25 protein-coding genes are annotated in these 25,293 nt (G+C 65.4%); 12 read left to right on the forward strand and 13 right to left on the reverse strand.

What is annotated here, in order from left to right; translation table 11 throughout:
* A partial coding sequence (locus E8E95_RS07655; protein WP_280349294.1) for an OprD family outer membrane porin occupies positions 1–683 on the reverse strand: 683 nt, incomplete at its 3' end.
* Positions 684–1,081: 398 nt separating this feature from the next.
* Here E8E95_RS07655 and tauA point away from each other — a divergent pair.
* The 5 genes from tauA (at position 1,082) to E8E95_RS07680 (ending at position 6,798) form a co-directional block, all read left to right on the forward strand.
* On the forward strand, positions 1,082–2,062 hold the full coding sequence (tauA, locus tag E8E95_RS07660; RefSeq protein WP_280349295.1) for a taurine ABC transporter substrate-binding protein: 981 nt from the start codon (positions 1,082–1,084) through the stop codon (positions 2,060–2,062).
* 55 nt (positions 2,063–2,117) lie between these two features.
* Complete coding sequence (gene tauB / locus E8E95_RS07665) at positions 2,118–2,900, forward strand: taurine ABC transporter ATP-binding subunit (RefSeq protein WP_280349296.1); 783 nt, start codon at positions 2,118–2,120, stop codon at positions 2,898–2,900.
* Entirely contained in the window at positions 2,897–3,730 is an 834-nt protein-coding gene (tauC, locus tag E8E95_RS07670; RefSeq protein ID WP_280349297.1) for a taurine ABC transporter permease TauC, read from the forward strand. The genes tauB and tauC overlap by 4 nt, the downstream gene beginning before the upstream one ends.
* 108 nt (positions 3,731–3,838) lie before the next feature.
* Complete coding sequence (tauD, locus tag E8E95_RS07675) at positions 3,839–4,672, forward strand: taurine dioxygenase (protein ID WP_280349298.1); 834 nt, start codon at positions 3,839–3,841, stop codon at positions 4,670–4,672.
* Between the two features lie 71 nt (positions 4,673–4,743).
* The gene (locus E8E95_RS07680; RefSeq protein ID WP_280349299.1) at positions 4,744–6,798 is read left to right on the forward strand and encodes an oligopeptide transporter, OPT family; all 2,055 of its coding nucleotides are present in this window, start codon (positions 4,744–4,746) and stop codon (positions 6,796–6,798) included.
* A 130-nt stretch (positions 6,799–6,928) separates the two neighbouring features.
* Here E8E95_RS07680 and E8E95_RS07685 read toward each other — a convergent pair whose 3' ends face one another.
* The 10 genes from E8E95_RS07685 to E8E95_RS07730 form a co-directional block, all read right to left on the reverse strand.
* Positions 6,929–7,279, reverse strand: a complete 351-nt coding sequence (locus E8E95_RS07685) for a gamma-butyrobetaine hydroxylase-like domain-containing protein (RefSeq protein ID WP_280349300.1) — start codon at positions 7,277–7,279, stop codon at positions 6,929–6,931.
* Complete coding sequence (locus tag E8E95_RS07690; protein ID WP_280349301.1) at positions 7,279–8,244, reverse strand: HEAT repeat domain-containing protein; 966 nt, start codon at positions 8,242–8,244, stop codon at positions 7,279–7,281. Before E8E95_RS07690 ends, E8E95_RS07685 begins: the two co-directional genes overlap by 1 nt.
* Positions 8,241–9,095 (reverse strand): ABC transporter ATP-binding protein, encoded by an 855-nt coding sequence (locus E8E95_RS07695; protein WP_280349302.1) that lies wholly within the window; start codon positions 9,093–9,095, stop codon positions 8,241–8,243. Before E8E95_RS07695 ends, E8E95_RS07690 begins: the two co-directional genes overlap by 4 nt.
* Positions 9,095–9,874 (reverse strand): ABC transporter permease, encoded by a 780-nt coding sequence (locus tag E8E95_RS07700; RefSeq protein WP_280349303.1) that lies wholly within the window; start codon positions 9,872–9,874, stop codon positions 9,095–9,097. Before E8E95_RS07700 ends, E8E95_RS07695 begins: the two co-directional genes overlap by 1 nt.
* Before the next feature lie 136 nt (positions 9,875–10,010).
* Positions 10,011–11,420 carry an ABC transporter substrate-binding protein gene (locus E8E95_RS07705; protein ID WP_280349304.1) on the reverse strand — a complete coding sequence of 470 codons (1,410 nt, stop codon included), beginning with the start codon at positions 11,418–11,420 and terminating at the stop codon, positions 10,011–10,013.
* A gap of 212 nt (positions 11,421–11,632) precedes the next feature.
* Positions 11,633–11,878 (reverse strand): ferredoxin family protein, encoded by a 246-nt coding sequence (locus tag E8E95_RS07710; RefSeq protein WP_028629110.1) that lies wholly within the window; start codon positions 11,876–11,878, stop codon positions 11,633–11,635.
* A 74-nt stretch (positions 11,879–11,952) separates the two neighbouring features.
* The gene (locus E8E95_RS07715; protein WP_280349305.1) at positions 11,953–13,680 is read right to left on the reverse strand and encodes a fumarate reductase/succinate dehydrogenase flavoprotein subunit; all 1,728 of its coding nucleotides are present in this window, start codon (positions 13,678–13,680) and stop codon (positions 11,953–11,955) included.
* Positions 13,677–14,426: a GntR family transcriptional regulator gene (locus tag E8E95_RS07720; protein ID WP_280349306.1), complete on the reverse strand. Its 750-nt coding sequence runs from the start codon at positions 14,424–14,426 to the stop codon at positions 13,677–13,679. Before E8E95_RS07720 ends, E8E95_RS07715 begins: the two co-directional genes overlap by 4 nt.
* Positions 14,427–14,659: 233 nt before the next feature.
* Positions 14,660–15,850 carry a PLP-dependent aspartate aminotransferase family protein gene (locus tag E8E95_RS07725; protein WP_280349307.1) on the reverse strand — a complete coding sequence of 397 codons (1,191 nt, stop codon included), beginning with the start codon at positions 15,848–15,850 and terminating at the stop codon, positions 14,660–14,662.
* Between the two features lie 238 nt (positions 15,851–16,088).
* Positions 16,089–16,871 carry a MetQ/NlpA family ABC transporter substrate-binding protein gene (locus E8E95_RS07730; protein ID WP_179059630.1) on the reverse strand — a complete coding sequence of 261 codons (783 nt, stop codon included), beginning with the start codon at positions 16,869–16,871 and terminating at the stop codon, positions 16,089–16,091.
* A 285-nt stretch (positions 16,872–17,156) separates the two neighbouring features.
* Here E8E95_RS07730 and E8E95_RS07735 point away from each other — a divergent pair, with 285 nt between their 5' ends.
* The 6 genes from E8E95_RS07735 (at position 17,157) to E8E95_RS07760 (ending at position 22,408) form a co-directional block, all read left to right on the forward strand.
* The gene (locus tag E8E95_RS07735; RefSeq protein ID WP_280349308.1) at positions 17,157–18,158 is read left to right on the forward strand and encodes a D-cysteine desulfhydrase; all 1,002 of its coding nucleotides are present in this window, start codon (positions 17,157–17,159) and stop codon (positions 18,156–18,158) included.
* Between the two features lie 111 nt (positions 18,159–18,269).
* Positions 18,270–19,067 carry a cystine ABC transporter substrate-binding protein gene (gene tcyJ / locus E8E95_RS07740; RefSeq protein WP_151131225.1) on the forward strand — a complete coding sequence of 266 codons (798 nt, stop codon included), beginning with the start codon at positions 18,270–18,272 and terminating at the stop codon, positions 19,065–19,067.
* Positions 19,064–19,732 (forward strand): cystine ABC transporter permease, encoded by a 669-nt coding sequence (tcyL, locus tag E8E95_RS07745; protein ID WP_280349309.1) that lies wholly within the window; start codon positions 19,064–19,066, stop codon positions 19,730–19,732. Before tcyJ ends, tcyL begins: the two co-directional genes overlap by 4 nt.
* The gene (tcyN, locus tag E8E95_RS07750; RefSeq protein ID WP_280349310.1) at positions 19,732–20,478 is read left to right on the forward strand and encodes an L-cystine ABC transporter ATP-binding protein TcyN; all 747 of its coding nucleotides are present in this window, start codon (positions 19,732–19,734) and stop codon (positions 20,476–20,478) included. Before tcyL ends, tcyN begins: the two co-directional genes overlap by 1 nt.
* A 227-nt stretch (positions 20,479–20,705) precedes the next feature.
* Positions 20,706–21,896, forward strand: coding sequence for an MFS transporter (locus E8E95_RS07755; protein ID WP_280349311.1), 1,191 nt, complete (start codon positions 20,706–20,708; stop codon positions 21,894–21,896).
* Between the two features lie 137 nt (positions 21,897–22,033).
* A complete protein-coding gene (locus E8E95_RS07760) occupies positions 22,034–22,408 on the forward strand; it encodes a nuclear transport factor 2 family protein (protein ID WP_179059624.1) in 375 nt (124 codons plus the stop codon).
* Positions 22,409–22,471: 63 nt separating this feature from the next.
* Here E8E95_RS07760 and E8E95_RS07765 read toward each other — a convergent pair whose 3' ends face one another.
* Entirely contained in the window at positions 22,472–23,392 is a 921-nt protein-coding gene (locus tag E8E95_RS07765) for a sigma-54-dependent transcriptional regulator (RefSeq protein WP_179059623.1), read from the reverse strand.
* Positions 23,393–23,551: 159 nt separating this feature from the next.
* Complete coding sequence (locus E8E95_RS07770) at positions 23,552–24,133, reverse strand: alpha/beta hydrolase (RefSeq protein ID WP_179059622.1); 582 nt, start codon at positions 24,131–24,133, stop codon at positions 23,552–23,554.
* Positions 24,134–24,360: 227 nt separating this feature from the next.
* Between E8E95_RS07770 and E8E95_RS07775 the strand changes: the two genes are divergently transcribed.
* Positions 24,361–25,278 (forward strand): LysR substrate-binding domain-containing protein, encoded by a 918-nt coding sequence (locus tag E8E95_RS07775; protein ID WP_280349312.1) that lies wholly within the window; start codon positions 24,361–24,363, stop codon positions 25,276–25,278.
* Positions 25,279–25,293: the final 15 nt, after the last annotated feature.

Below are 25,293 nucleotides of genomic sequence, written 5' to 3' on the forward strand. Positions count from 1 at the left end.
TAGTACTGCGCGAGCAGGTTGTCGCTGACCTTGTAGTCGCCACCGGCGAAGTAGAACTTGTTGACGAACTGGCCCGTGCGGGCGTTGTTCGCGCCGGCGATGGACAGGCCGCGGGCGTCGCTGGAGTTACGCCCCTTGGCGTGCTCCAACTGGCCACCGACCAGGGTCAGGCCGGCGATTTCGTTGGAGGTAACCTGCCCGCCCTCGAAGGTCTGCGGCAGCAGGCGACCGTCGTTGTAGGTCACCACCGGCAGCTTCGGCAGCAGGGTGCCGATGCGCGCTTCCGTCTTGGAAATGCGCACCTTGCCGGTCACGCCGAGGCTGCCGAAATCGTCCTTGGCGCGGCCGTCGTTGTCGGTCGGGAACACAGTGCCGCCGTAGCTGGCGCTGGTCGGGTTGTAGTGGCGGCCCTTGCCGGAATCCAGCTTCACGCCCAACAGGCCGAGGGCATCCACGCCCACGCCGACGGTGCCTTCGGTGTAGCCGGAGGCGTAGTTGAAGAGGAAGCCCTGGCCCCACTCTTCCTGCTTGGACGGCGCGTCGGCGAACTGGCGGTTGTCCGAGTTGATGTAGAAGTTGCGCAGGGTCAGGCTGGCCTTGCTGTCTTCGATGAAACCGCCAGCGGCGGCCTGCTGGGCCAGCACGCCGAGGGCGACGGCCAGGGCGAGGGACGACTTGTTCATGCTCGATGCTCCATTGCGATCTTGTAAGGGTGTTGGGGTGCCCGGAGCAGGAGCTGACGCGACGCGCCGCTGCGTGACCTTCGAAGCCACTGTCTTTTTCACAGGCTCCGGTGCAAGTGCGATGCGGCGGTCCGCTTTCGGCAGGCCGCCACTCTAGAAGGTGAAGGCTAATTTCTAAAAAGAATTATTTTTTAGATGTAGATAACTTTTAGCAATAAGCAATTCTACGGAGGCAGCACTCCGTCTGACCTAAGCTAATGCTAAAAAATTATTTATTTCGCATTTTTTAGATCAATTAAATTGTCTTCACCGGACCACCGGACATCCCCCCAAAGCGCAACACCCTGTCCCGTGGACCGGCCTCCAAGACCGGCCCCCAGCCCGTTGAGGAGCACCCCATGATTCCGTCCCTGTTCCCCCGTCGCCTGCTGGCGGCCCTGACCCTTGGCGGCCTGGCACTGAGCGCCCAGGCCGCGGACTTCACCGTCGCCTACCAGACCACCGTCGACCCGGCCAAGGTGGCCCAGGCCGATGGCGCCTATGAAAAGGCCAGCAAATCCGAGATCGACTGGCGCAAGTTCGACAGCGGCGCTGAAGTCATCACCGCCGTCGCCTCCGGTGATGTGCAGATCGGCTATGTCGGCTCCAGCCCCCTGGCCGCCGCCGCCACTCGCCAGTTGCCGATCCAGACCTTCCTGATCGCCACCCAGATCGGTGACGCCGAAGCCCTGGTGGCGCGCAACGGCGCCGGCATCACCAAGCCCGAAGACCTGATCGGCAAGAAGATCGCCGTGCCCTTCGTTTCCACCGGCCACTACAGCCTGCTGGCCGCCCTCAAGCACTGGCAGATCGACCCCACCAAGGTGACCATCCTCAACCTCGCGCCGCCGGCCATCGTCGCCGCCTGGCAGCGCGGTGACATCGACGCCACCTATGTCTGGGACCCGGCACTGGGCGTCGCCAAATCCAACGGCAAGGTACTGATCAGCTCCGCCGAACTGGGCAAGCTGGGCGCGCCCACCTTCGACGCCTGGATCGTGCGCAAGGATTTCGCCGAGAAGCACCCTGAAGTCGTCCGCGCCTTCGCCAAGGTGACCCTCGACGCCTACGCCGACTACCGCAAGGACCCGAAAGCCTGGCTGGCCGACAAGGGCAATATCGACAAGCTGGTGAAGCTCTCCGGCGCCAAGGCCGAAGACATCCCGCTGCTGCTGCAGGGAAACGTCTTCCCGCTGGCCGCCGACCAGGCAACCGCCCTGGGCGCGCCGACCACCCAGGCCATCAGCGAGACCGCCGCCTTCCTCAAGGAGCAGGGCAAGGTCGACGCGGTACTGCCGGATTACGCGCCCTACGTCAGCGCCAAATACGTCACCAATTGATCCACCCCCCGCCTGCCCGGCCGCTCCGGGCAGGCCCTTTCGAGATCCGCAGAAAATGGCCTTACTCCAACTGGAGCGCATCAGCGCACAGTACCCAGGCGCGGCCGAGCCGGTACTGACCGACATATCCTTCGACCTCGGCCCCGGTGAGCTGCTGGTAGCCCTCGGCCCTTCCGGCAGCGGCAAGACTACCCTGCTCAACCTCATCGCCGGTTTCGTCAGCCCCAGCGCCGGCCGCATCAGCCTCGACGGCGTCCCCGTCAGCGGCCCCAGCGCCGAACGCGGCGTGGTGTTCCAGGACGATGCCCTGTTGCCCTGGCAGGACGTGCTCGGCAATGTCGCCTTCGGCCTCGAACTGGCCGGCGTGCCCCGCACCGAACGTGAGGCGCGTGCCCGCGAGATGCTCGCCCTGGTGGACCTGGCCGGCTTCGACAAGCTCCGCATCTGGGAGCTTTCCGGCGGACAGAAACAGCGCGTCGGCATCGCCCGCGCCCTGGCCGCCGACCCGCGCGTACTGCTGATGGACGAGCCCTTCGGCGCCCTCGACGCCTTCACCCGCGAACAGATGCAGGAGCTGCTGCTGCAGGTCTGGCGACGCGCGGCGAAACCGGTGTTCCTGATAACCCACGACATCGAGGAAGCCGTCTTCCTCGCCACCGAACTCATTCTGCTGTCGCCCAATCCGGGCCGCATCGCCGAGCGCCTGCGCCTGGACTTCGGCCAACGCTACGCCGCCGGAGAAAGCGCACGGGCGATCAAGTCCGACACGCAGTTCATCGAAACGCGCGAGCACGTCCTCGCCCAGGTCTTCGCCGAACGTCATAGGAGAAGCGCATGAGCAGCCTCGACCTGACCCTGGCCAGCAAGTCCGCAACGACCGTGAAACCGCGCCAGCGCCGCCCCCTGAGCACCCTGTCCATCAGCCTGCTGACCCTCGGCAGCCTGCTGCTGGCCTGGTGGGCCATGACCACCGCCGGCCTGATCGAACCGCTGTTCCTGCCCAGCCCGCAGGCCATTGCCCGCAAGGGTTGGGTGCTGCTGACCCAGGGCTACATGGACGCCAGCCTCTGGCAGCACCTGGCCGCGAGCCTCGGGCGCATTGGCCTGGCCCTGCTGGCAGCGGTGCTGATTGCCGTGCCGCTGGGTATCGCCATCGGCCGCAACCGCATCGCGCGCGGCATCTTCGACCCGCTGATCGAGTTCTACCGGCCTATTCCGCCGCTGGCGTACCTGCCCCTGATCGTCATCTGGTGCGGCATCGGCGAGCTGTCCAAGGTGCTGCTGATCTTCCTCGCGATCTTCGCCCCCATCGCCATCGCTACCGCCACCGGCGTGCGCAATGTCGACCCGGCGCGCTTGCGCGCGGCGCAGTCCCTTGGTGCCACCCAGGCCCAGCTTATCCGCCATGTGATCCTGCCCAGCGCCCTGCCGGACATCCTCACCGGCGTACGCATCGGCCTTGGTGTCGGCTGGTCCACCCTAGTGGCCGCCGAACTGGTGGCCGCCACCCGCGGCCTGGGCTTCATGGTGCAGTCGGCGGCGCAGTTCCTGGTCACCGACGTGGTGATCCTCGGCATCCTCGTCATCGCCCTGATCGCCTTCGCCCTCGAACTCGGCCTGCGCGCCCTACAACGTAAGCTCGTGCCCTGGCATGGGCAGAGCCACTGACCCTCATTCTTGTTGGGCTTCGCGTAGCTCAGCCACAACCTACGGTGGCGTCGTAGGTTGGTCAGAGCGCAGCGAAGCCCAACACATCCAGACATCGAGATACCCGCCATGCCCCTCCACATCACCCCGCTCTCCCCCGCCCTCGGCGCCGTGGTCGAAGGCCTTGACCTCAACAAGCCGCTCGATGCCTCGCTGCGTGAAGCGGTGGAGCAAGCCCTGCTCACCCATCAGGTGCTGTTCTTCCGCGACCAGCCGCTGAACCCGCAGCAGCAGGCCGCCTTCGCGCGCAACTTCGGCGACCTGCACATCCACCCGATCTACCCGAACATTCCCGATCAGCCGGAAGTGCTGGTCCTGGATACCGCCGTCACCGATGTGCGCGACAACGCGCTCTGGCACACCGACGTGACCTTCCTGGAAACCCCGGCACTCGGTGCGGTGCTCGCCGCCAAACAGCTCCCGCCCTATGGCGGCGACACGCTCTGGGCCAGCAGCAGTGCGGCCTACGACGCGCTGTCCAAACCCATCCAGCAATTGCTCGAAGGCCTCACCGCGACCCACGACCTGTCCCGCTCATTCCCCGAGGAGCGATTCAGCCTCACAGCCGAAGAACACGAGCGCCTGGAAGACGCCAAGCGCAAGCACCCGCCACGCAGCCATCCGGTGGTGCGCACCCACCCGGTCACCGGACGCAAGGGACTGTTCGTCAACGAGGGCTTCACTACCCGCATCAACGAACTCTCGGCAGCAGAAAGCGATGCGCTGCTGCGCCTGCTCTTCGCTCATTCCACTCGCCCGGAGTTCACCATTCGCTGGCGCTGGCAGGTGGGCGACGTGGCCTTCTGGGACAACCGCATCACCCAGCATTTCGCCGTTGACGACTACCGGCCGCAGCGCCGCGTGATGCACCGCGCGACCATCCTGGGCGACAAGCCGTTCTGATCGGGCTGCGCCCCGTGGTCTAGGCTTTCCCGTGCCGGCGTCCCCCGCCGGCATGTCCCGTGGAGAGCAACATGACGGGCCGCGTCCCTGACCACCTCGACCTCCCCGAACTCACCCTGCGCGGGTTGGTCCTGGGCGCGCTGATCACCCTGGTGTTCACCGCCTCCAACGTCTACCTCGGCCTCAAGGTCGGCCTGACCTTCGCCTCGTCGATTCCCGCCGCAGTGATTTCCATGGCGGTGCTGCGCTACTTCAAGGGCTCGAACATCCTCGAGAACAACATGGTGCAGACCCAGGCGTCGGCGGCCGGCACCCTGTCCTCGATCATCTTCATCCTTCCCGGCCTGTTGATGATCGGTTACTGGGCAGGTTTTCCCTTCTGGCAGACCGCGATGATCTGCGCCATCGGCGGCATCCTCGGCGTGCTCTACACCATCCCCCTGCGCCGCGTGATGGTGGTGCAGAGTGAGCTGCCCTACCCCGAAGGCGTGGCCGCGGCGGAGATCCTCCGGGTCGGTAGCAGCGACGAAGGCGACGACACGACCGCAGCCCAGAGTCGCGGCGAACCCGGCCTGCGCGACATCCTTGGCGGCGGCCTGGTGGCTGCGGCCTTCAGCCTGTGCAGCAGCGGCTTCAAGGTACTCGGCGAGAGCATCAGCCTGTGGCTGGGCGCCGGGCAGGCGGCCTTCCGTTTCTCCACCGGGTTCTCCTTCGCCCTGGTCGGCGCGGGCTACCTGATGGGCATCACCGCCGGCATCGCCATCCTCATCGGCGTGTTGATCTGCTGGGGCGTGGCGGTGCCACTGCTGACCTTCAATGCCACGCCGGCCGAAGGCCAGGGCTTGAGTGAACTGGCGACCCAGCTGTGGAGTTCGCAGGTACGTTTCCTCGGCGCCGGCACCATCGGCATCGCCGCGCTCTGGACCCTGGCCACGCTGTTCAAGCCCATGGCGCAAGGCGTGTGGACGTCGCTTCGCGTCGTTCGCGGCAAGGGCGAGACGAGCACCGCCCGCACCGAGCGCGACATGCCACCCAAGGCGATCCTGCTGCTGGCCGGACTGCTGTTGCTGGCGCTGCTCGGCGTCTTCGCCAGCTTCCTCCACGAGGCCGCGCCGGAATTGTCCGGCTTCGGGTTCTGGGGCTTCGTGGCCGGCTGCGTGTTCTTCGCCTTCTTCTTCGGCTTCCTGATCGCCGCCGCCTGCGGCTACATGGCCGGCCTGGTGGGTTCGTCCAGCAGCCCGATCTCCGGCATTGGCATCATCGCGGTGATCCTGGTGTCGCTGCTGATCCTCGGCATGGGCAGCCTGGAGTCCGGCCTGCTGCAACTGGCCGAAGGCAAGGTCGCCATCGCCCTCGCGCTGTTCACCACCTCGGTGGTGCTGGCCATTGCGGCCATCTCCAACGACAACCTGCAGGACCTCAAGACCGGCTATCTGGTTGGCGCCACACCCTGGCGCCAACAGGTGGCGCTGATCGTCGGCTGCCTGGTGGGTGCATTGGTGATCCCGCCGGTGCTCGACCTGCTCTACAACGCCTACGGCTTCCCCGGCGCGCTGCCCCGCGAGGGCATGGACCCGCAGCAGTCCCTGGCGGCGCCTCAGGCGACCCTGCTCACCGCCATCGCCAGCGGCATTTTCAAGGACGCGCTGAACTGGAACATGATCCTCATCGGCGTCGTGCTGGGCATCGCCCTGATCCTCGTCGACCTGGCCCTGCGCCGCACCAGCACGGCCAGCCTCCCGGTACTGGCGGTGGGGCTGGGCATCTACCTGCCACCGACCATCGGCATGACCCTGGTGATCGGCGCCGCACTCGGCTGGCTGATCGACAGCCGCCTGGCCAGGCGCGCCCAGGCTGCCGGGCAGGACCTGGAGCGCTACGCCGAAGTGCCCCGCCGCCGTGGCGTGCTGCTGGCCTCGGGGTTGATCGTCGGCGAGAGCCTGATGGGCATCCTGCTCGCCGGACTGATCGGCACCGCCGGCAAGGATGCCCCGCTGGCCCTGGTCGGCCCCGGATTCAGTGATACCGCGGAGTGGCTCGGACTCATCGTCTTCGCCCTGGTTTGCATCGCCTTCTGCCGGCATGTGCTGGGCGTGCAACGTGGGAGCGAATTTATTCGCGAATGAATTCGCTACAGGAAAGTGCCAGGATCGACCCCGCGCGGACGGGGCTCTTGTAGGTTGGGCAGAGCGCAGCGAAGCCCAACGAGGTTGACCATGACTCCGCGTGTTGGGCTTCGCGTAGCTCTGCCACAACCTACGGGCCGGGTGCGCGGCCCTTTCGCGAATGAATTCGCTCCCACAGGTTCGGATTTGTAGGAGCGAGCTTGCCACCCAGTTCTCGCAGGTATTCCCAGGGATAAATCCCACGCTCGTGCCCATCGCTGAACACCAGCTGCACGCCATAACCCTGTAATGCGATGCGCTCCAGGATCACCCCTTCGTCCACCACCGTGATCGCCCCGCGCAGCCGCGCCGCCTTGCACTGCGAGCACGGGCAGGCGCCGCGCAGGCGGGTGTGGCTGATCTGCTGTTGCTCACCATCGGTCCACTCCAGGCTCAGGCGGGCCTGGCTACGGGAATTGCGCAGCGCGCTGGGGGCGTCCATCAGGCGGCTCCCTGCAATTGCGCCAGGGCGATGCGCACGGCCTTGCGCACTTCCGGATCGCTATCGGTTTCTGCGGCACGCAAGGCAGGCAGTCCGGCGGCGTCGCCCAGTTCACCCAGTGCCAGCGCCGCTTCCTTGCGCAAGTTGGCGATGCCATGGCCGAGCAGGGTTGCCAGCTCTGCCAGGGCTTGCCGATAACGCAGGCGGCCCAAGGCACGGGCGGCGCGCAGGCGGACCTGCCAGTAATCGTCTTCCAGGGCCTTCACCAATGCGGGGCCGGCTTCGGCCAGCCCGACCTTGCCGAGGGTGGTGGCGGCTTCCTCGCGGACCTGCCAGGTGGCATCGCGCAGGGCCGCATACAGGGCCGGCAACACGCCGGCATCGCGCGCCAGACCAAGGGCGCCGGTGGCGGCGCGGCGTACTTCGGTGTCCGCATCGTCGCTGGCCAGCCGCGCCAGCGCAGGCAATGCCTCGCCGTGCTTGAGCCAGCCCAGAATGCCCACCGCCTCGCGGCGCACCGAAGCCTCGCTGTCACTCAGCGCCAGCAGCGCGGGACCTGCTGCATCTTCCAGGCGCAGTTCGCGCAGGGCACGCAGGGCGCTGCTGCGCACGAAGGCGTCGGCGTGAGTCACCCAAGGCAGGATCAGTTGCCCCGCTTCCAGACTTTTCAGTTCGCTCAGGCTCTGGGCCGCGGCCAGGCGCACGGGCTCGGCGGCGTCCGCCAGGGCGGCACACAGGGCCTGCACGACTTCCGGCTCTTCCCAGGCTTCCAGCAGGCGCGCGGCCTCGGCGCGCACCTCGGCGGCAGGGTCCACCACCAGCGCGTCGGTGAGCCAGGGCAGGCCTTCCGGGTCTTCCAGGTCGGCCAGTTCGATCAGGGCGATGCGGCGCACACCGGCATCGTCAGCGGCGAGGCGTGGTAGCAGGTCGAGGATGTCAGGGTTGTCGGTTTCACGGTGGGTCATAGGGCGACTCGCAATGGCGGGTGATCGGTGGGCAGTCCCAGCGGTGTCAGGCGTGGCAGCTCGCGGCCTTCTTCATGGCGCAGCAGTTCCAGGCAATGACGCTTAAGGTGGGTGAAGCCGGGGCTGGTGAGCAGGCTGGCGCGGCGCGGACGTGGGAAGTCCAGGCGCAGGTCTTCGATGAAGCGCCCTGGGCGCGGACTCATCACCAGAATGCGGTCGGCGAGGAACAGTGCCTCGTCGATGTCGTGGGTGACAAACACCACGGTGGTGCGGATGCGCGTCCAGATATCCAGCAGCAGTTCCTGCATGCGCGAGCGGGTCTGCGCATCCAGCGCGCCGAAGGGTTCGTCCATGAGCAGAAGCCGAGGACGGTTGATCAGCACGCGGGCGATCTCGGCGCGCTGCTGCATGCCGCCGGAGAGCTGGCTGGGCCAGCGCCCGGCGAAATCGCCCAACCCCACCAGGCCAAGGAATTCGGCAGCGCGACGCTGACGTTCGAGCTTGCCGATGCCCTGCATCTTCAAACCGAAGGCGACGTTGTCGAGCACGCTGCGCCAGGGCAGGAGCGTGTGGTGCTGGAACACCATGCCGCGCTCGGGCGAAGGTCCCGCGACCGGCTGGCCATCCACCTCCAGGCTACCGGCGCTGGGCGTGAGGTGGCCTGCCAGGGCACCGAGCAAGGTGGACTTGCCACAGCCGGATGGACCGAGGATGCAGACGAATTCACCCGGCGCGATGGCGAAGTCCAGGGACTGCACCGCCTCGAAGGCATCGCGGCCCTGTCCCAGGCGGATGGAGACGCCCCTGGCCTCGATGCGGCCGGGTTCCACTGCGCGTTCGAAGCTGCTCATCAAGCGTTCCTCCGCGCGTGATACCAAGGCGTGGCGAGCGCGCCGAGGCGCTTCACCAGGGCGCTGCTGCCCATGCCGAGCACGCCGATCAACAGCATGCCGACGACGATGTCGGCGTAGTTCTGCACCACGTAGGACTCCCAGGTGTAGTAGCCGATGCCGAACTGTCCGGAGATCATCTCGGCGGTGACCAGGCAGAACCACGACGTGCCCATGCCGATGGCGAGGCCAGTGACGATGCTCGGTGCCGCGCCGGGCAGGATCACTTCACGGAGGATCGCCAGCCGACCCGCACCCAGGCTGCGCGCCGAGGCGATCAGGCGCGGGTCCACCGCTTCCACGCCGTGCACGGTGTTGAGCAGGATCGGGAACGACGCGCCGGTGAAGGTGATGAACACCATCGACAGCTCGGACGAGGGGAACATCAGGATGGCCAGGGGAATCCAGGCCACCGCGGGAATCGGCCGCAGCACTTCCAGCGGCGGCAAGAGGCTGTCCTCGGCCCATTTCGAGCGGCCGATGAGCAGCCCCAGCAGCACGCCCATCAGGGCGGCGGCGAGGTAGCCGGCGAACACCCGCGACACGCTGCTGGCGAGGTGCGGCAGCAGCTTGCTGGAGTGCGCCAACTGCCAGGCCGCGTCGAGCACGGCGGCCGGCGTGGGCACGTAGGTGAAGGTGAACAGCCCGAGGTCCAGGCGCGCGTTGGCAGCCAGCTGCCAGAACAGCAGGCAGGCGGCCAGTGATGCGAGGCGCAGGGGCCAGCGGTAGAGGTTGTTCATCGGTTTTCTCCTGCTGCTACCCCCTCTCCCCAGCCCTCTCCCCGAGGGGAGATGGGGCTGTCCGTGCACGGTGAAACCGGCGCGAGTCACCCCTCGCCCGCGTGCGGGAGAGGGGCCGGGGGAGAGGGCAAGGCAATCAACGGCTGGCGACGGCCTGCTTCTGATTGGCACTCACGAAATCGAGCGCGGTGCCACCGTTCTGCTGGGCGTACTGCTCGGCCTGGGACTTGAGCAGGAAGGCACTCAGCTCACCCTTGTCGTTGCGCACGAACCAGGCCTGGTTGGCCAGCAGCTTGATGCCGCTGTCGGTGGCCTGGGCGTAGATGGCGCGGATGTCCTTGCCCTCCTGCTCCAGCTGCGCCAGCGCGGTCAGTGCCGCTTCCGGCGAGGCGTAATGGCGCACCTTGTCTTCACCGCGCACCCAGATCTGCGCCAGGCGCTTGAAGTCGGTGATCGGCTTGCCGGTGGCTGCGTCGTTGGCCTTGAGCGGCAGCGGCTCGTAGTTCTTCAGCGCCTTGTCGTAGTCCTGGCCCGCCGCCTTGAACGCCGCGCGGATGTACTGGTCGTCGATGAACTTGGCGGTATCCAGGCCACGGTCGGTCTTCTTCAGCAGCTTCAGGGTGTCGATGGAAGTGGCGACCGCCTTGCGGTATTCGGGCTTCCAGGTGAGGTCGCGGGTCTGCAGGCCAAGGGGACCGTGGAACAGGTAGTTCACCTCGGCTTCGATGCCGGTGACCTTCTCGATCAGCTCGCTGTATTTCTCAGGCGATTCGGCGAACAGGCGGTCGGCCTCCAGGCTGGCGCGCAGGTAGGCGGTGACGATCTCCGGGTATTTCTTCGCGTAGGCCGCGTCCACCAGTGCCCCGTGGAAGGTGGGCGCCTCGGCCTGGGAGCCGTCGTAGATCTTGCGGGCGAAGCCACGGTTGGGGAACAGCTCGGCAAAGGGCACGAAGTCGGCGTGGGCTTCGATGCGGTTGCTGCGCAGGGCCGAGCCGGCGATCTCCGGCGGCTGGGCGATGATGCGCACATCCTTCTCCGGGTCCCAGCCCTGGGCGGCGACGGCGCGCAGCAGCATGCCGTGGGCGGTGGAGGCGAAGGGCACGGAAATGGTCTTGCCCTTGAGCTCGGCCAGCGATTGAACCGACGACGAAGCCGGCACCACGATGCCGTTGCCGCTGCCGCGGGTGCTGCCCGAGAGCACGCTGATGAACAGGCTCTGCTTGCCGGCATCCAGGTGGGCGACGCCGTTGAAGGAGCCGGGGAAGTCGGCCATGGCGCCGAAGTCCAGTTTGCCGGCGACCATTTCGTTGGTCAGCGGCGCACCGCTGGTGAAGTTCTTCCACTCCACCTGGTAGTCGGCGTCCTTGTACTGGCCGTCATGGGGCAGGTACTTCTCCAGCAGGCCCAGCTCGCGAATGAGCAGGCCGCCGGTGGCGCAGTTGATGGTGGTGTCCTGGGTGCCGATGGCGATGCGGATGGTTTCCGCGGAGGCGGACAGGCTGGAAATGGCCAGCGCGAGGCCGGCGACGGTTGCACGAAGACGCATGGGTTTTTCCCCTCGAATCATGAGTGTTGGAATCGTCTCCGCCACGTGGTCGGGTGGTGGGAAACGAGGGGCTTTCAGGTGAGGCGTCCGGGGGTGGGCCGGATGGCGGCATTTACCCCCTCTCCCACTTGTGGGAGAGGGTTGGGGAGAGGGCAAGGTAGAGCACCCTCTCCCCCGGCCCCTCTCCCTGAAGGGAGAGGGGAGAAAAGCGGTCAGCGCAGCAGGTAAGGAATCTCCACCTTCACCGCGCCGGTCGGGCAGTCCTTCTCGCAGGGCATGCAATACCAGCATTCGTCGAAGGCCATGTAGGCCTTCTGGGTGGCCGGGTTGATGGCCAGGAGGTCCATCGGGCAGACCTCGACGCAGACCGTGCAGCCCTTTTCGGCGATGCACTTGTCTTCGTCGATGGTCACCGGCGCGCTGCTGCGGAAGAAGATTTCCTGGGGTTGATGGGCCATTTCACGATTTCCTTGGAGCCTGGGGCTCTCGTTATGCGTTGTTGCGGCAGCTCTCGGTACAAAATCACTCGGGGCTAAGCGGCGGCATCGGCCTTCACTCGCAAGCGGTCATAGGCCTGCTGCTCTTCCGCATCCAGCGGGATGAGGTACGGCTCCACCGCTTTCTTGAAGCTGGTCATGCGGCCGTCCTCGCCCTTCTTCAGGTGGCAGTGGCAGAACCACTCGGCATCGTTGCGCTCGGGGAAGTCCACGCGGTGGTGGTACAGGCCCCAGCGGCTTTCGGCGCGGAATAGCGAGGCGCGGGCGGCCATTTCGGCGCAGTCGCGGATCACCGCCACTTCCATCGCGCGCATCAGTTCGTGGGGATTGCTGGCCTTCATCTGCGCCAGGTCCCGCTCGATCTCGGCGAAGCGCGTAAGGCCGATCTCCATCTTCTTGGTCACCTTGGGCGGCTGCAGGTAGTCATTCACCATGCGCCGCAGCTTGTATTCCACCTGGGCCGGCGGCAGGCCGTGCTCACGCTCCAGCGGCGCGAAGACCCGCGACCGCTCAAGCGCCACCTGTTCGGCATCGACTTCGGCGAAATCGCGACCGGCCACGTAGTCCGCCGCATTGACCCCGGCGAACCAGCCGTAGGTGAAGGCGCCGAGCATGTAGTTGTGCGGTACGGCAGCCATGTCGCCCGCGGCGTACAACCCTTTCACCGTGGTTTCAGCCTTCTCGTTGACCCACACGCCCGAGGCCGAATGGCCGGAGCAGAAACCGATCTCGGAGATGTGCATCTCGACCATCTGCGAGCGGTAGTCGGTGCCCCGGTTGGCGTGGAACTGGCCACGGCTCGGGCGCTCATTGCTGTGGAGGATTTCTTCGATCGTCTGGATGGTTTCCTCGGCCAGGTGATCGAGCTTGAGGAACACCGGGCCGTTGCCGCCTTCGAGTTCCTGGTGGAACTCCCACATCATCTGGCCGCTCCAGTAATCGCACTCGATGAAGCGCTCGCCCTTGCTGTTGGCGGTGTAGCCGCCCAGGGGGCCGGTGACATAGGCGCAGGCCGGGCCGTTGTAGTCCTTGATCAGCGGATTGATCTGGAAGCACTCCAGGTTCGAAAGCTCCGCCCCTGCGTGATAGGCCATGGCGTAACCATCACCGGCATTGGTCGGGTTCTCGTAGGTGCCCATCAGGTAACCGGAAGACGGCAGGCCGAGGCGGCCCGCGGCGCCGCAGGCAAGGATCACCGCCTTGGCGCGGATCACCCGGAACTCGCCGCTGCGGCAGTCGAAGCCCATCACCCCGCTCGCCGCGCCCTCGCCATCCAGCAGCAGTCGGGTGCAGACGATGCGGTTGCTGATCTCCACCCGTGCTCGCTTGAGCTGGCGATAGAGCACTTTCTTGATGTCGTGGCCCTCGGGCATCGGCAGCACGTAGGCGCCCATGTGGTGGACCTTCTTCACCGCGTAGTCGCCGGTCTCGTCCTTCTCGAACTTCACGCCCCAGCGGTCGAGCTGCTCGATGGTTTCGAAACTGTGGGTGGCGTAGGCATGCACGGTCGCCTGGTTGACGATGCCGTCGTTGGCGATGGTGATTTCCTTGGTGTACTGCTCGGGCGTCGCGTGGCCGGGGATGATGGCGTTGTTCAGGCCGTCCATGCCCATGCTGATGGCGCCGCTGCGCTTGACGTTGGCCTTGTCCAGCAAGAGCACGCGCAGCTCGCGGTTCTTTTCCTTGGCCTTGATGGCGGCCATCGGGCCGGCGGTGCCACCGCCGATGACGACGATGTCGTATTCCTGTTCTCGGGTGCTCATGCCTGGGGCCCCTTCTGACGGTCGATGCGCAGGCGGTACTGGAAGGCATCGCCGCGGTAGTAAAGGTGTTCGAAGTCCAGCGGCGTGCCGTCGGCAGCGTGGGTCAGGCGCTCGATGCGCATGATCGGCGAGCCTTCTTCCACTTCCAGCGCCTGGGTCAGGTCGCCGTCGGCGAGCACTGCATCGATGGCGAGGTCGGCATGGCCGAGGGGAATGCCGCAGTCGTTTTCGAGGATGAGGAAGATGTCGCGAGTGGCGAGGTCGGCCTTCTCCAGCTTCTCGCCCACCGCCTTCGGCAACCAGGTGATTTCCAGGGAGACCGGCTCACGGTTGATCAGGCGCACGCGGCGGATTTCGGTCACCGGGCTGCCTTCCTCCACCTGCAGTCGCGCGGCCACCAGGGCGCTGGCCGGCACGTGCTTGAGGCTACGCAGGCGGTTCAGCACCTCGTAGCCCATCTGGGTCATGGACTCGGCCAGGCCCTGGAGGGTGCTGACGTTCTGGAACGCCTTGGGCTTGGCGACGAAGGTGCCCTTGCCGTGGATCTTGAAGATCAGGCCTTCCTTCTGCAGGTCACCCAGCGCCTGGCGCACGGTGATGCGGCTGACGCCGAAGGCCTTGCCCAGCTCGCTTTCCGAGGGCATGCGGCTGTGGGGCGGGTAGGTGCCGTCGAGGATGCGCCCGCGCAGCAGCTCCTTGAGCTGGCTGTAGAGCGGTACCGGAGAGAGTGGAAGCAGTTCGGCCATGTCGTTGTTCGCTCGTAATCCTGACTTGTTATAACAAGTTGTGGCGAGAGAATAGCGAGCATAAGAACGCGCCGTGAAATACTTTTATTGAATAAGGATAGAAGGTCGAAGTACGGGGCTTTTTCTGTTTTGCGGGGGCGAATTCATTCGCGATGCAGGTCGCAGACCTGCCGCTCCGAAGGGGACCGCTGTGCGGTCCTTAGCGAATGAATTCGCCCCCACAAGGAGGGGTATCAGAGGCTATCCAGCGCCTGCACGAAGTCCTGAACGATATCGGCCGCATCCTCAATGCCCACCGACACGCGGATGGTGCCGTCATGGATATCCAGCTCGGCCAGGGCTTCCGGCGACAGGGCGCGGTGAGAGGTTTTGCCGGGGTGGGTGATGCTGCTGGCGACGCCCGCGAGGGACGGTGCGAAAGCGGTGTTCTTCAGGGCACGGATCAGTGCGTCCACTTCGGCCAGACCGCCGTGCAGGGTGAAGCTGAGCATCCCCGAGACACCTCTGGGGAACAGCCGCTGGGCCAGCGAGTGATCCGGGTGAGAAGGCAGGCCCGGATAGAACACCTGGGCCACTTTCGGATGGGCTTCGAGGGCTTCGGCCAGGGCCTGGGCGTTGGCCGAGTGGGCCTTCATGCGCAGGGCGAGGGTCTTGGCGCCACGGAAGGTCAGCCAGGCCTCGAAGGGGCTGGCGCTGCCGCCGGCGTTGATCTGGAAGCGCCGCGCCTGGGCGATCCACTCGGCATCGCCGACCAGGATGCCGCCGGTGGCGTCGCTATGGCCGTTGAGGTACTTGGTGGTGCTGTGCAGCACCAGGTCGGCCCCCTCGGCCAGCGGGTTGTAGAGCGCAGGCGAGAGAAAGGTGTTGTCCACCAGCAGCTTCAGGCCACGGGCCTTGGCGAGCGTCGCCAGTGCCGGCACATCGCTGACCCGAACCAGCGGGTTGGAGGCGGTTTCGGTGTAGATGAGTTTCGTCGCCGGGGTGATGGCTGCTTCCACCGCCGCCAGATCGTTGATCTCCACCAGGGTGGCGGTGATGCCGAAGCGCGCCAGCTCCTTCTCGATCAGGCTCTGGGTGGTGCCGTACAGCTCGCGGCTGGCGATCAGGTGGTCACCGGCGTTCAGTCGGCCCAGCAGCGCCGCGCTCACCGAGGCCATGCCAGAGGCGGAGAACAACGCCGCTTCGCCACCTTCCAGTGCGCACACCAACTCCTCCAACGCCGCCTGATTGGGGTTGGCGATGCGGGTGTACATGTAGTTGTCGGGGTTGCCGGCGAGGAAGTCGTCCACCTGCTCCAGCGAGTCGTAGACGAACACCGAGGATTCGTAGATGGGCAGGCTCTTGGGCCGGGTGACCATCCTGCGATCGACGTCGTTGCCAGTGTGGACGGAACGGGTTGAAAGGCCGGTTTTGGGGGTGGACATGGGGGGCTCCGGAAAGGCAGGCGGGCATTTGTCTCTGTGGGGGCGAATTCATTCGCGATGCAGTCCGCAGGACTGCCCTGCCTGGTCGGGGACCGCTGCGCGGTCCTTAGCGAATGAATTCGCCCCCACAAGGAATCGTCCCTGCAAGTGCAGCAGAAAAAAGAACGCCGACGATAGTCGAGACTCGTCGGCGTGAGGAGGGGCGGGTCATGCTCCCGCCACCGTGGCTAGCAGGTGATCAGAACGCCGGCACGACCGCGCCGGAGTACTTCTGTTCGATGAAGGCTTTCACTTCCGGGCTGGTCAGCGCGGCGGAGAGTTTCTTGATGGCGTCACTGTCCTTGTTGTCCGGACGGGCCACCAGGTAGTTCACGTAGGGCGAGGTGCGGTCTTCCAGCACCAGCGCGTCCTTGGTCGGGTTCAGCTTGGCTTCCAGCGCGTAGTTGGTGTTGATCAGGGCCAGGTCGACCTGGTCCAGCACGCGCGGCAGCAGGGCCGATTCCAGTTCCTTGAACTTGAAGTTGTGCGGGTTCTCGGCGATGTCCTTCGGGGTCGCCAGGGCGTTCTTCGGATCCTTCAGCTTAATCACGCCGGCTTTCTGCAGCAGGATCAGGGCGCGGCCGCTGTTGCTGCCTTCGTTGGGGAGGGCGATGGTGGCGCCGTCCGGTAGCTCTTTCAGGGATTTGTATTTGCTGGAGTAGCCGCCGAAGGGCTCGACGTGCACGCCCTTGACGATCACCAGGTGGGTGCCTTTGCCGCTGTTGAAGTTGTCCAGGTAGGGCTTGGTCTGGAAGTAGTTGGCGTCCAGGCGCTTCTGGTCCACTTGCACGTTGGGCTGTACGTAGTCGGTGAAGACCTTCACTTCCAGGTCCACGCCTTCCTTCGCCAGCTGAGGTTTGATCAGCTCCAGGATTTCAGCGTGCGGTACCGGGGTGGCAGCGACGACGAGCTTCTCGCCAGCCTGGGCGAAGGTGACGGACAGGGCAGCAGCCAGAGCGGTCAACAGCAGGGTCTTCTTCATGATGATCCTTTTCGATTCTGCGGCTCCGGCTGGATCTTCAGCCGCGAGCAAGTGTTGGGATGCCCGGTCTGGGTGTGCCGGGTTGAGGGCGACACTACGAAGATTTTTTATAACTAACAAATATCGTTTTCTTATTCTCATATTCCATTTTTGAATGTGAGAACGGGCGCCCGATGCCGTCTTCGCCCTGACTGGCCAGTACTTTCATGTCGCCTCTGAGAATTGCCTGCAAAGCGCCGGCTCACTAGAGTGGCAGGCTTCGCAACTGCTCAGTGAGCCGCTGTCATGCTCAACGCCGCCCTCGCCCGCTTTTCCCGCCTGGAACTGGTTCCCTCACCCACGCCGCTGGAGAAGCTCGCGCACCTGTCGCAGAAGCTCGGCCGCGACGTCTATGTGAAGCGCGACGACCTCACGCCCTTCGCCCTGGGCGGCAACAAGGTGCGCAAGCTGGAGTTCCTCGCCGCCGAAGCCCTGGCCCAGGGGGCCGATACCCTGGTGACTGCCGGCGCCATCCAGTCCAACCACGTACGCCAGACGGCCGCCCTCGCCGCGCGCCTGGGCCTTGGCTGCGTCGCCTTGCTGGAAAACCCCATCGGCACCGCCGACCGCAATTACCTGGAGAACGGCAACCGCTTGCTGCTGGACCTGTTCGGCACCGAGTGCGAGCTGGTCGCCAATCTGGACAACGCTGACGAATTGCTGGCCGCTGCAGCCGAACGCCTGCGCGCCGCCGGCAAGCGTCCTTATCTGGTCCCCATCGGCGGTTCCAACGCGCTGGGTGCACTGGGCTATGTGCGGGCCGGCCTGGAACTGGCCGAGCAGATCAAGGCCAGCGGTGAGCACTTCTCCGCCGTGGTCCTGGCTTCCGGCAGCGCCGGTACCCATGCCGGCCTCGCTCTGGCGCTGGAGTACGCCCTGCCCGGCACACGCGTGGTCGGTGTCACCGTCTCGCGCCCCGACGCCACCCAGCGCCCGAAAGTGGAAGGCCTGCTGCAGCGCACCGCCGACCTGCTCGGCGTGCCGGTACCGGCTGGTCTCAAGGTGGAGCTGTGGGACGAGTATTTCTTCCCGCGCTATGGCGAGCCGAACGCCGGAACTCTGGACGCCGTGCGCCAGGCCGCCAGCCTTGAAGGCCTGCTGCTGGACCCGGTGTACACCGGCAAGGCCTTCGCCGGTCTGCTCGATGGCATCGCTAAGGGTGCTTTCGAAGGTGACGGGCCGGTGCTGTTCCTGCACACCGGTGGCTCCCCCGCGTTGTTCGCCTATCATCCTGCGGGTACCCCGTGATACCTGCTTATTCCCTGATTGCAGCAATAAATAATTTTTAATTATTTTATTGCATATAACCAAATCCCTAGAGTTGCGACACCTTTAGCCACCCTGCCCCGTGAGGCTCATATGACATTTGCAACCCTGCGTCGCCAGTTCATCCTCGGCAGCCTGAGCCTGGTGCTCGGCGCCAGCTTCGTCGGCACCAGCTCCGCCGCCGATCTGCTCCAGGACATCCAGCAGAAAGGCGCCATCAAGGTCGGCCTGGAAGGCACCTACCCGCCCTTCAACTACCAGGACGAGAGCGGCAAGCTGACCGGCTTCGAAGTGGAACTGGCCGAGGCTTTGGCCAAGGAGCTGGGCGTGAAGGCCGAGTTCCAGCCGACCAAGTGGGACGGCATTCTGGCTGCGCTGGAATCCAAGCGCCTGGACGTGGTGATCAACCAGGTGACCATCTCCGACGAACGCAAGAAGAAGTACGACTTCTCCACCCCCTACACCGTCTCCGGCATCCAGGCGCTGGTGCGCAAGGGCACCGAGGGTGGCATCAAGTCCGCCGCCGACCTGGCCGGCAAGAAAGTCGGCGTGGGCCTGGGCACCAACTACGAGCAGTGGCTGAAGGAAAACGTCCCGCAGGCTGACATCCGCACCTACGACGACGACCCCACCAAGTTCCAGGACCTCAACGTCGGCCGCATCGACGCCATCCTGGTGGACCGCCTGGCCGCCTTCGAAATGGTCGAGAAAACCGGTGGCAAGCTGGCCGTGACCGGCGAACCCTTCTCCCGCCAGGAAGCCGGCATCGCCCTGCGCAAGGGCAACCCGGAACTGCTGGCCGCCATCGACAAGGCCCTGGCCAAGCTGAAGGCCGACGGCACCCTGAAGAAACTCTCCGAGAAATGGTTCAAGGCTGACGTGACCCAATGATCGAAGCAAGCCTTCAACTTGCGCTGGATTCCGCGCCCTTCCTGTTGAAGGGCGCGGTTTTTACGGTAGTACTGAGCCTCGGCGGCATGTTCTTCGGACTGCTGCTGGGGTTCGTCCTCGCCCTGATGCGCCTCTACGGTTTCACCGCCCTGCAGTGGATTTCGCGAATCTACGTGTCCTTCTTCCGTGGCACGCCGCTGCTGGTGCAGTTGTTCATGATCTATTACGGCTTGCCGCAGCTGGGCATCCAGCTCGAACCGCTGCCCGCGGCGCTGATCGGCTTCTCGCTGAACATGGCCGCCTACACCTCGGAAATCCTCCGCGCCGCCATCGCCTCCATCGACCGGGGCCAATGGGAAGCCGCCGCCAGCATCGGCATGAGCCGCACCCAGACGCTGGTCCGCGCCATCCTCCCGCAAGCCGCGCGCACCGCCCTGCCGCCGCTGGGCAACAGCTTCATCTCGCTGGTCAAGGATACCGCGCTGGCCGCCACCATCCAGGTGCCAGAACTGTTCCGCCAGGCGCAGCTGATTACCGCGCGGACCTTCGAGATCTTCACCATGTACCTGGCCGCCGCGCTGATCTACTGGGTGCTGGCCTCCGTGCTGTCGCACTTCCAGGGCCGCCTCGAGGCGCGGGTCAACCAGCATGAGCAGGACAGCTGATGATCACCGTCCGTAACCTGACCAAATCCTTCAAGGGCCAGGAGGTGCTCAAAGGCATCGACCTGACCATCGAACCGGGCGAAGTGGTCGCCATCATCGGCCCCAGCGGCTCGGGCAAGACCACCCTGCTGCGCTGCCTCAACCTGCTGGAAGTGCCCAGCGGCGGGCTCATCAAGGTGGGCCAGATCGAGATCGACGCGAGCAAGCCGCTGAAGCAGCAGCAAGGGCTGATTCGCAAGCTGCGCCAGCACGTCGGTTTCGTCTTCCAGAACTTCAACCTCTTCCCGCACCGCACCGCGCTGGAGAACGTCATCGAAGGCCCGGTGGTGGTGAAGAAGGAACCCCGCGAGCGCGCGGTCGAGAAGGCCCGCAAGCTGCTGGCCAAGGTCGGCCTGGCGGGCAAGGAAGACGCCTATCCCAAGCGCCTCTCCGGCGGCCAGCAACAACGCGTGGCCATCGCCCGCGCCCTGGCCATGGAGCCCGACGTGATCCTCTTCGACGAGCCCACCTCGGCGCTCGACCCGGAGCTGGTGGGTGAAGTGCTCGCCACCATTCGCGGCCTGGCCGAAGAGAACCGCACCATGGTGATCGTCACCCACGAAATGACCTTCGCCCGCGACGTGGCCAACCGCGCGATCTTCATCGACAAGGGTGTGATCGTCGAACAGGGCGATGCCAAGGCCCTGTTCAGCGCACCGAAGGAAGAGCGCACCAAGCAGTTCCTGAGCAAGTTCATCAACGGCTGATCGTACTGTCGGCGAGTCCTTGCCGTTCGTTGTGGGGGCGAATTCATTCGCAAAGGGCAGCGCAGCTGCCCTCTGGAAATCCCAGGGGCAGACCTACGGTCTGCATAGCGAATGAATTCGCCCCCACAATGTCTATCCCCACCGGCGGCCCACTCGGTAAGCCCCCTGCAAGGAAATGCGCGTAGAATCCGCGCCCCTCGCAAAACAGCCCCGCCACCGGAACCCGCATGAACCCGAGCACCCTCCTCTCCCTGCCGCTGCTGGCCCTTGCCCTGGGCGGCTTCGTCGTCGGCAGCAGCGAATTCATCATCATGGGCCTGCTGCCCGAAGTGGCCAAAGACCTCCAGGTCAGCCTGTCCGACGCCGGCCTGCTGGTCAGCGCCTACGCCATGGGCGTGGTGATCGGTGCGCCATTGCTCGGTCCGCTGCTCGGTCGTCTGCCGCGTCGTCAGGCACTGCTCTGGCTGATGGGCGCCTACGCGCTGGGCAACCTCGGCTGCGCCCTCGCGCCGAACTACGAATGGCTGATGGCCATGCGCATGTTCACCGCCTTCAGCCATGCCGGCTTCTTCGGCTGCGCCACCCTGCTGGCCGCCGAGCTGGCCCCTCCGCACCGCCGTGCTTCGGCCATGGCCCTGGTGCTCAGCGGCCTGACCATCGCCAACGTGCTGGGCGTTCCGGCTGGCGCCTGGCTGGGCCAGGCCACCAGTTGGCGGGTGACGTTCATGGTGGTGGCGGGCCTCGGCTTCCTGACCCTGCTGGCGCAAGCGCTCTGGCTGCCCGCCACGCCGAAGCCGCAAGCCAATGCCGCCGGTGCCTGGGACGGCATCCTGCGGCGCCCGGTGCTGCACGCGCTGTTCGTCTGCAGCCTGTCGTCGGTGGCGCTGTTCGGCGTGTTCACCTACATCAGCCCGCTGCTGCGCGACGTATCCGGATTCACACCGGAACACGCCAACTTCGCCCTGCTGCTGTTCGGCATCGGTCTCACCGTGGGTAACTTGCTGGGCGGCCGTCTGGCCGACAAAGGCTTCCGCTACGCGCTGCCGATGGCATTTGTCGTGAGCACGCTGTGCCTGCTGGGCCTCTACGCCTTCGCACAAATTCCGGCGCTGGCGCTGGGCTGTCTGTTCCTCTGGGGCGTGGCCAGCTTCGCCATTTCCTCGCCGCTGCAATTGTTGCTGGTGGAACAGGCTGGCGAATCGGCGAGTCTCGCCGCCACCCTCAGCCACGCCGCCTTCAACCTGGGCAACGCCAGCGGCGCCTTCCTCGGCGGCCTCTGGCTGAGCACCAACATGGGACTGTCCAACCTGCCGTTGATGGGCGTGGGTGTACTGGCGCTGACCCTCCTCGTCTGCCTGCCCTTGCCGCGTCTGCGCTCGGTAAAGGATTACCTGAAAGCCACTGGGCAGCTCCACTGACAGACGCTTCTGAGGATGGGAGGAGCCCGGTGCTTCCGGGCCCGACTAGCCCTTATGCCGAACGGATCGCTCACCCCGCAGCGGGACGGCTAACCTTTCGATTTGCCTGACTTGGCGGCAGCGGAGGAGCGCGTGAAATGACCACCCAGCAAACCGATCGGGACAGCATTCACCAGGTCCTGCGTAACTACGTCGAGGGCATGGTCTTCGCGGACCTGGACCGCCTGCGCAGCGCCTTTCACCCGGACTGCCGCATCATCGGCCACTACCATGGCGACCTCGAATGGCTCTCGGTGGATGATTTCGCAGGCGCCCTGGGCGATGCCGGGCCGGTGCTGGCAGAAGGCGAAACGCCCGTCTGGGAAGTCCAGTCGCTGGACATCACCGGCGACAGCGCCTCGGCCAAGGTGGTCGATGACTACGCCGACATGCGTTTCACCGACTACCTATCACTGCTGAAGATCGGCGGCCGCTGGACCATCATCAACAAGCTCTACTACTTGCACGAATAGCGCCCGCCGACACCCCGAACGGTGGACCGATGAAGTGTGGTCCACCCTACGTCCGCATTACGCCTACCCTGCCAGCACTTCAGTCAGCAGCTGCCGCAGGTGATCGCGCTCGGCATCGTTTGCCGCCAGCCGGCGCAGCTGCACCGCGAGCTGCGCATAGCCCGGCAATGGGGGCAGGTTGAGGTGCTCGGGTAGGATCTCGTCGCCCGCGCTGACCAGCAGCGCGAAGTGCACGCTGTTCTCCAGTTCTCGGGTATTGCCCGGCCAGGGGTAAGCCTCAAGCGCCGCCTGGGCTGATGCGCTGATCAGCGGCAGCGGCAAGTCCAGCCGCTGGGCGTAGATGCCGAGGAAGTACTCGGCCAGCGGCAGAATGTCGTCCGGGCGTTCGCGCAGCGGCGGCAGTTCCACTCGGCCTTCATCGAGATACTGATACAGCCGTGCGTTGAACTTGCCGGCATTCACCGCCTTGGCCAGGTCGATGCTGGTGGCCGCCACCAGACGCACGTCCACCGGGGTCGGCTGATGGGCGCCGACGCGGATCACCTCGCGGCTCTCCAAGGCGGACAGCAACTTGGCCTGCAAGGGCAGCGGCAGGTCGCCGATCTCATCGAGGTAGAGCGTCCCGCCGTTCGCCGAACCGAACCAGCCGGCGCGGCTGCTGGCCGAACCGCTGTAGGCGCCTGGTGCGTGGCCGAACAGTTCGGCCTCGGCGTAAGCCTTGCTGATGGCGCTGCAGCTCACCGCCACGAACAGGCCGGGACGGTCGCTGGAACGGTGGATCTGCCGGGCCAGCAACTCCTTGCCGGTACCGGTTTCGCCCTGGATCAGCACCGGCAGCGCACTGGGCGCCAACTGGTCGACCTCCTCGCGCAACTGGCGCGAGCGCGCATCGACGAATACCAGGGCACGTGCCCGGATACTCAGGGGGCTGCGGTCGGCGTCGGCGAAGGTCAGCAGTGGCTGGCCGGGGGTTTCCTTGCTCATGACAAAATCTCCCACCGGGCCCCGGCTGCAACGCAGCGGGCCCTGGCGTATTGCTGAATAGGTGGTGAATCAGATCAGGCGCGGCGGAGCTGTAATGAGCAAGCCAGAAGCCGTTTTCAACGCAGTTATTCCAACGCGCAGCCGATCCTGGACAGGTTCTCAGGCGCGGCGGCGAGCAAGCTGTTCGACCCGTGCCTGCAGGCGATACAGATGGGCGAAGCCCTGCTCCCAGGTGCTGTGACCGGACTTCACGTTGATATGCCCGGCACCGGTGAGGATCGCCGCTTCGGCGCCCCAGGTGCGGGCCATTTCCAACGCCCGCTGGGGACTGGCGGCGTGGTCGTTGTCCGACCCCACCAACAGCGTCGGGAACGGCAGCAGGTCCTTCGGGATGGGCGCAAAACCCTTGAGCGGCTCCGGGCAACCAGGGCGCTGCACATCCGCCGGAGCGACCAGCAGCGCGCCACGCACGCGGCGCAGCACATCCGGGTCGGACTGCGCGGCCCAGTGGGCCACGGTCACGCAGCCCAGGCTGTGGGCGATGAGGATCACCGGGGTACGTTCGGCATCGATGGCGCGCTCCAGCGCCTCCACCCAGGACGCGCGGTCCGGGTTGCTCCAGTCGGCCTGCTCGACCCGGCTGGCATTGGGCAGGCTGCGTTGCCAATGGCTTTGCCAATGCTCGTCGGGGGAGCCCTGCCATCCCGGCAGGATCAGGTAGCGAATGGCCTGGCTGCGCATGGCGAGCCCTCCTTGCTGAATTTCGATGTTGGGCAGTCTAGGTGCTCTTCATATATCTGTTAAGGAATAAGAATTTATTTGCTTATGCATTATTAGCTTATTCACTAAAGGTCGCCTCCGCGCGGAGAAGGCTGCCCTGTAGGATGGGTGGAGCGGAGCGATACCCATCGGCGGGGTTGATGGGTATCGCAAGCTCCACCCATCCTACGGAAGGCATCCGAGCGCCCATGCAGATCGACGAAGAACTGACCCTGAAGAAGCTGGAAACCTTCCTCGCCTTCATGCGCAGCGGCAATCTGTCCCGCGCAGCGGCCGAATTGAACACCAGCAACGTCAGCGTGCACCGCGCCATCCATTCCCTGGAAAGCGCCCTGCGCTGCCCGCTGTTCAAGCATGAAGGCCGCAACCTGACGCCGCTGGAAAGCGCCTTTGTGCTGGAAGAGAAAGCGCAGAAGTTGATCCAGGACGCCGTCGACATGGTGCGCCTGACCCGCGAGGCGGCCGGCTTTTCCGCCGAGCGCTTCAAGCTCGGCGCGCTCTATTCGCTGACGGTGAAGACGGTGCCGCAATTGGTGATGGGCCTGAAACTGCGGCGCAGCGAGCTGAACATCGACCTGACCCTGGGCTCCAACGTCGACCTGCTCTACCGCCTGAAGAACCTCGAATTGGACGCCATCCTCGTCTCCCTGGATGAGAGCGTGAGCGATCCGGATTGCGAGCATCTGCCGTTGTTCTCCGACGATATATTCCTCGCCGTTCCCACCGATTCGCCCTTCGCCGACCAGGAAGAAGTGGACCTGGCAGACCTCGCCGGCTCCACCTTCATCACCCTGACCCAGGGCTTCGCCACTCACCGCGATGGCGCGCGAGTGTTCCAGCAGGCCGGCTTCGAACCCAAGGTGGCCATGCAGGTGAACGACATCTTCACCCTGCTCAGCATGGTCAGCTCAGGCGTCGGCTACGCGCTGCTGCCGGGACGCATCGCGGCGGTCTACGAGAACCGCGTGAAGCTGATCCGCCTGCGCGAACGCTATCGCGTGCAACAGCACATAGGCGTCGTATTCCTGAAGGCTCGCGAGCGTGATCCGAACCTGCTGGCGCTGGTCGCCGAGTGCCGGATGTACAGCCTGCGCAACGAAGGCTGAAATGAAAACGCCCCG

It is taken from the genome of Pseudomonas sp. BN414, from assembly GCF_029871275.1.
In the GTDB taxonomy this organism is placed as follows: Bacteria; Pseudomonadota; Gammaproteobacteria; order Pseudomonadales; family Pseudomonadaceae; genus Metapseudomonas; species Metapseudomonas resinovorans_C.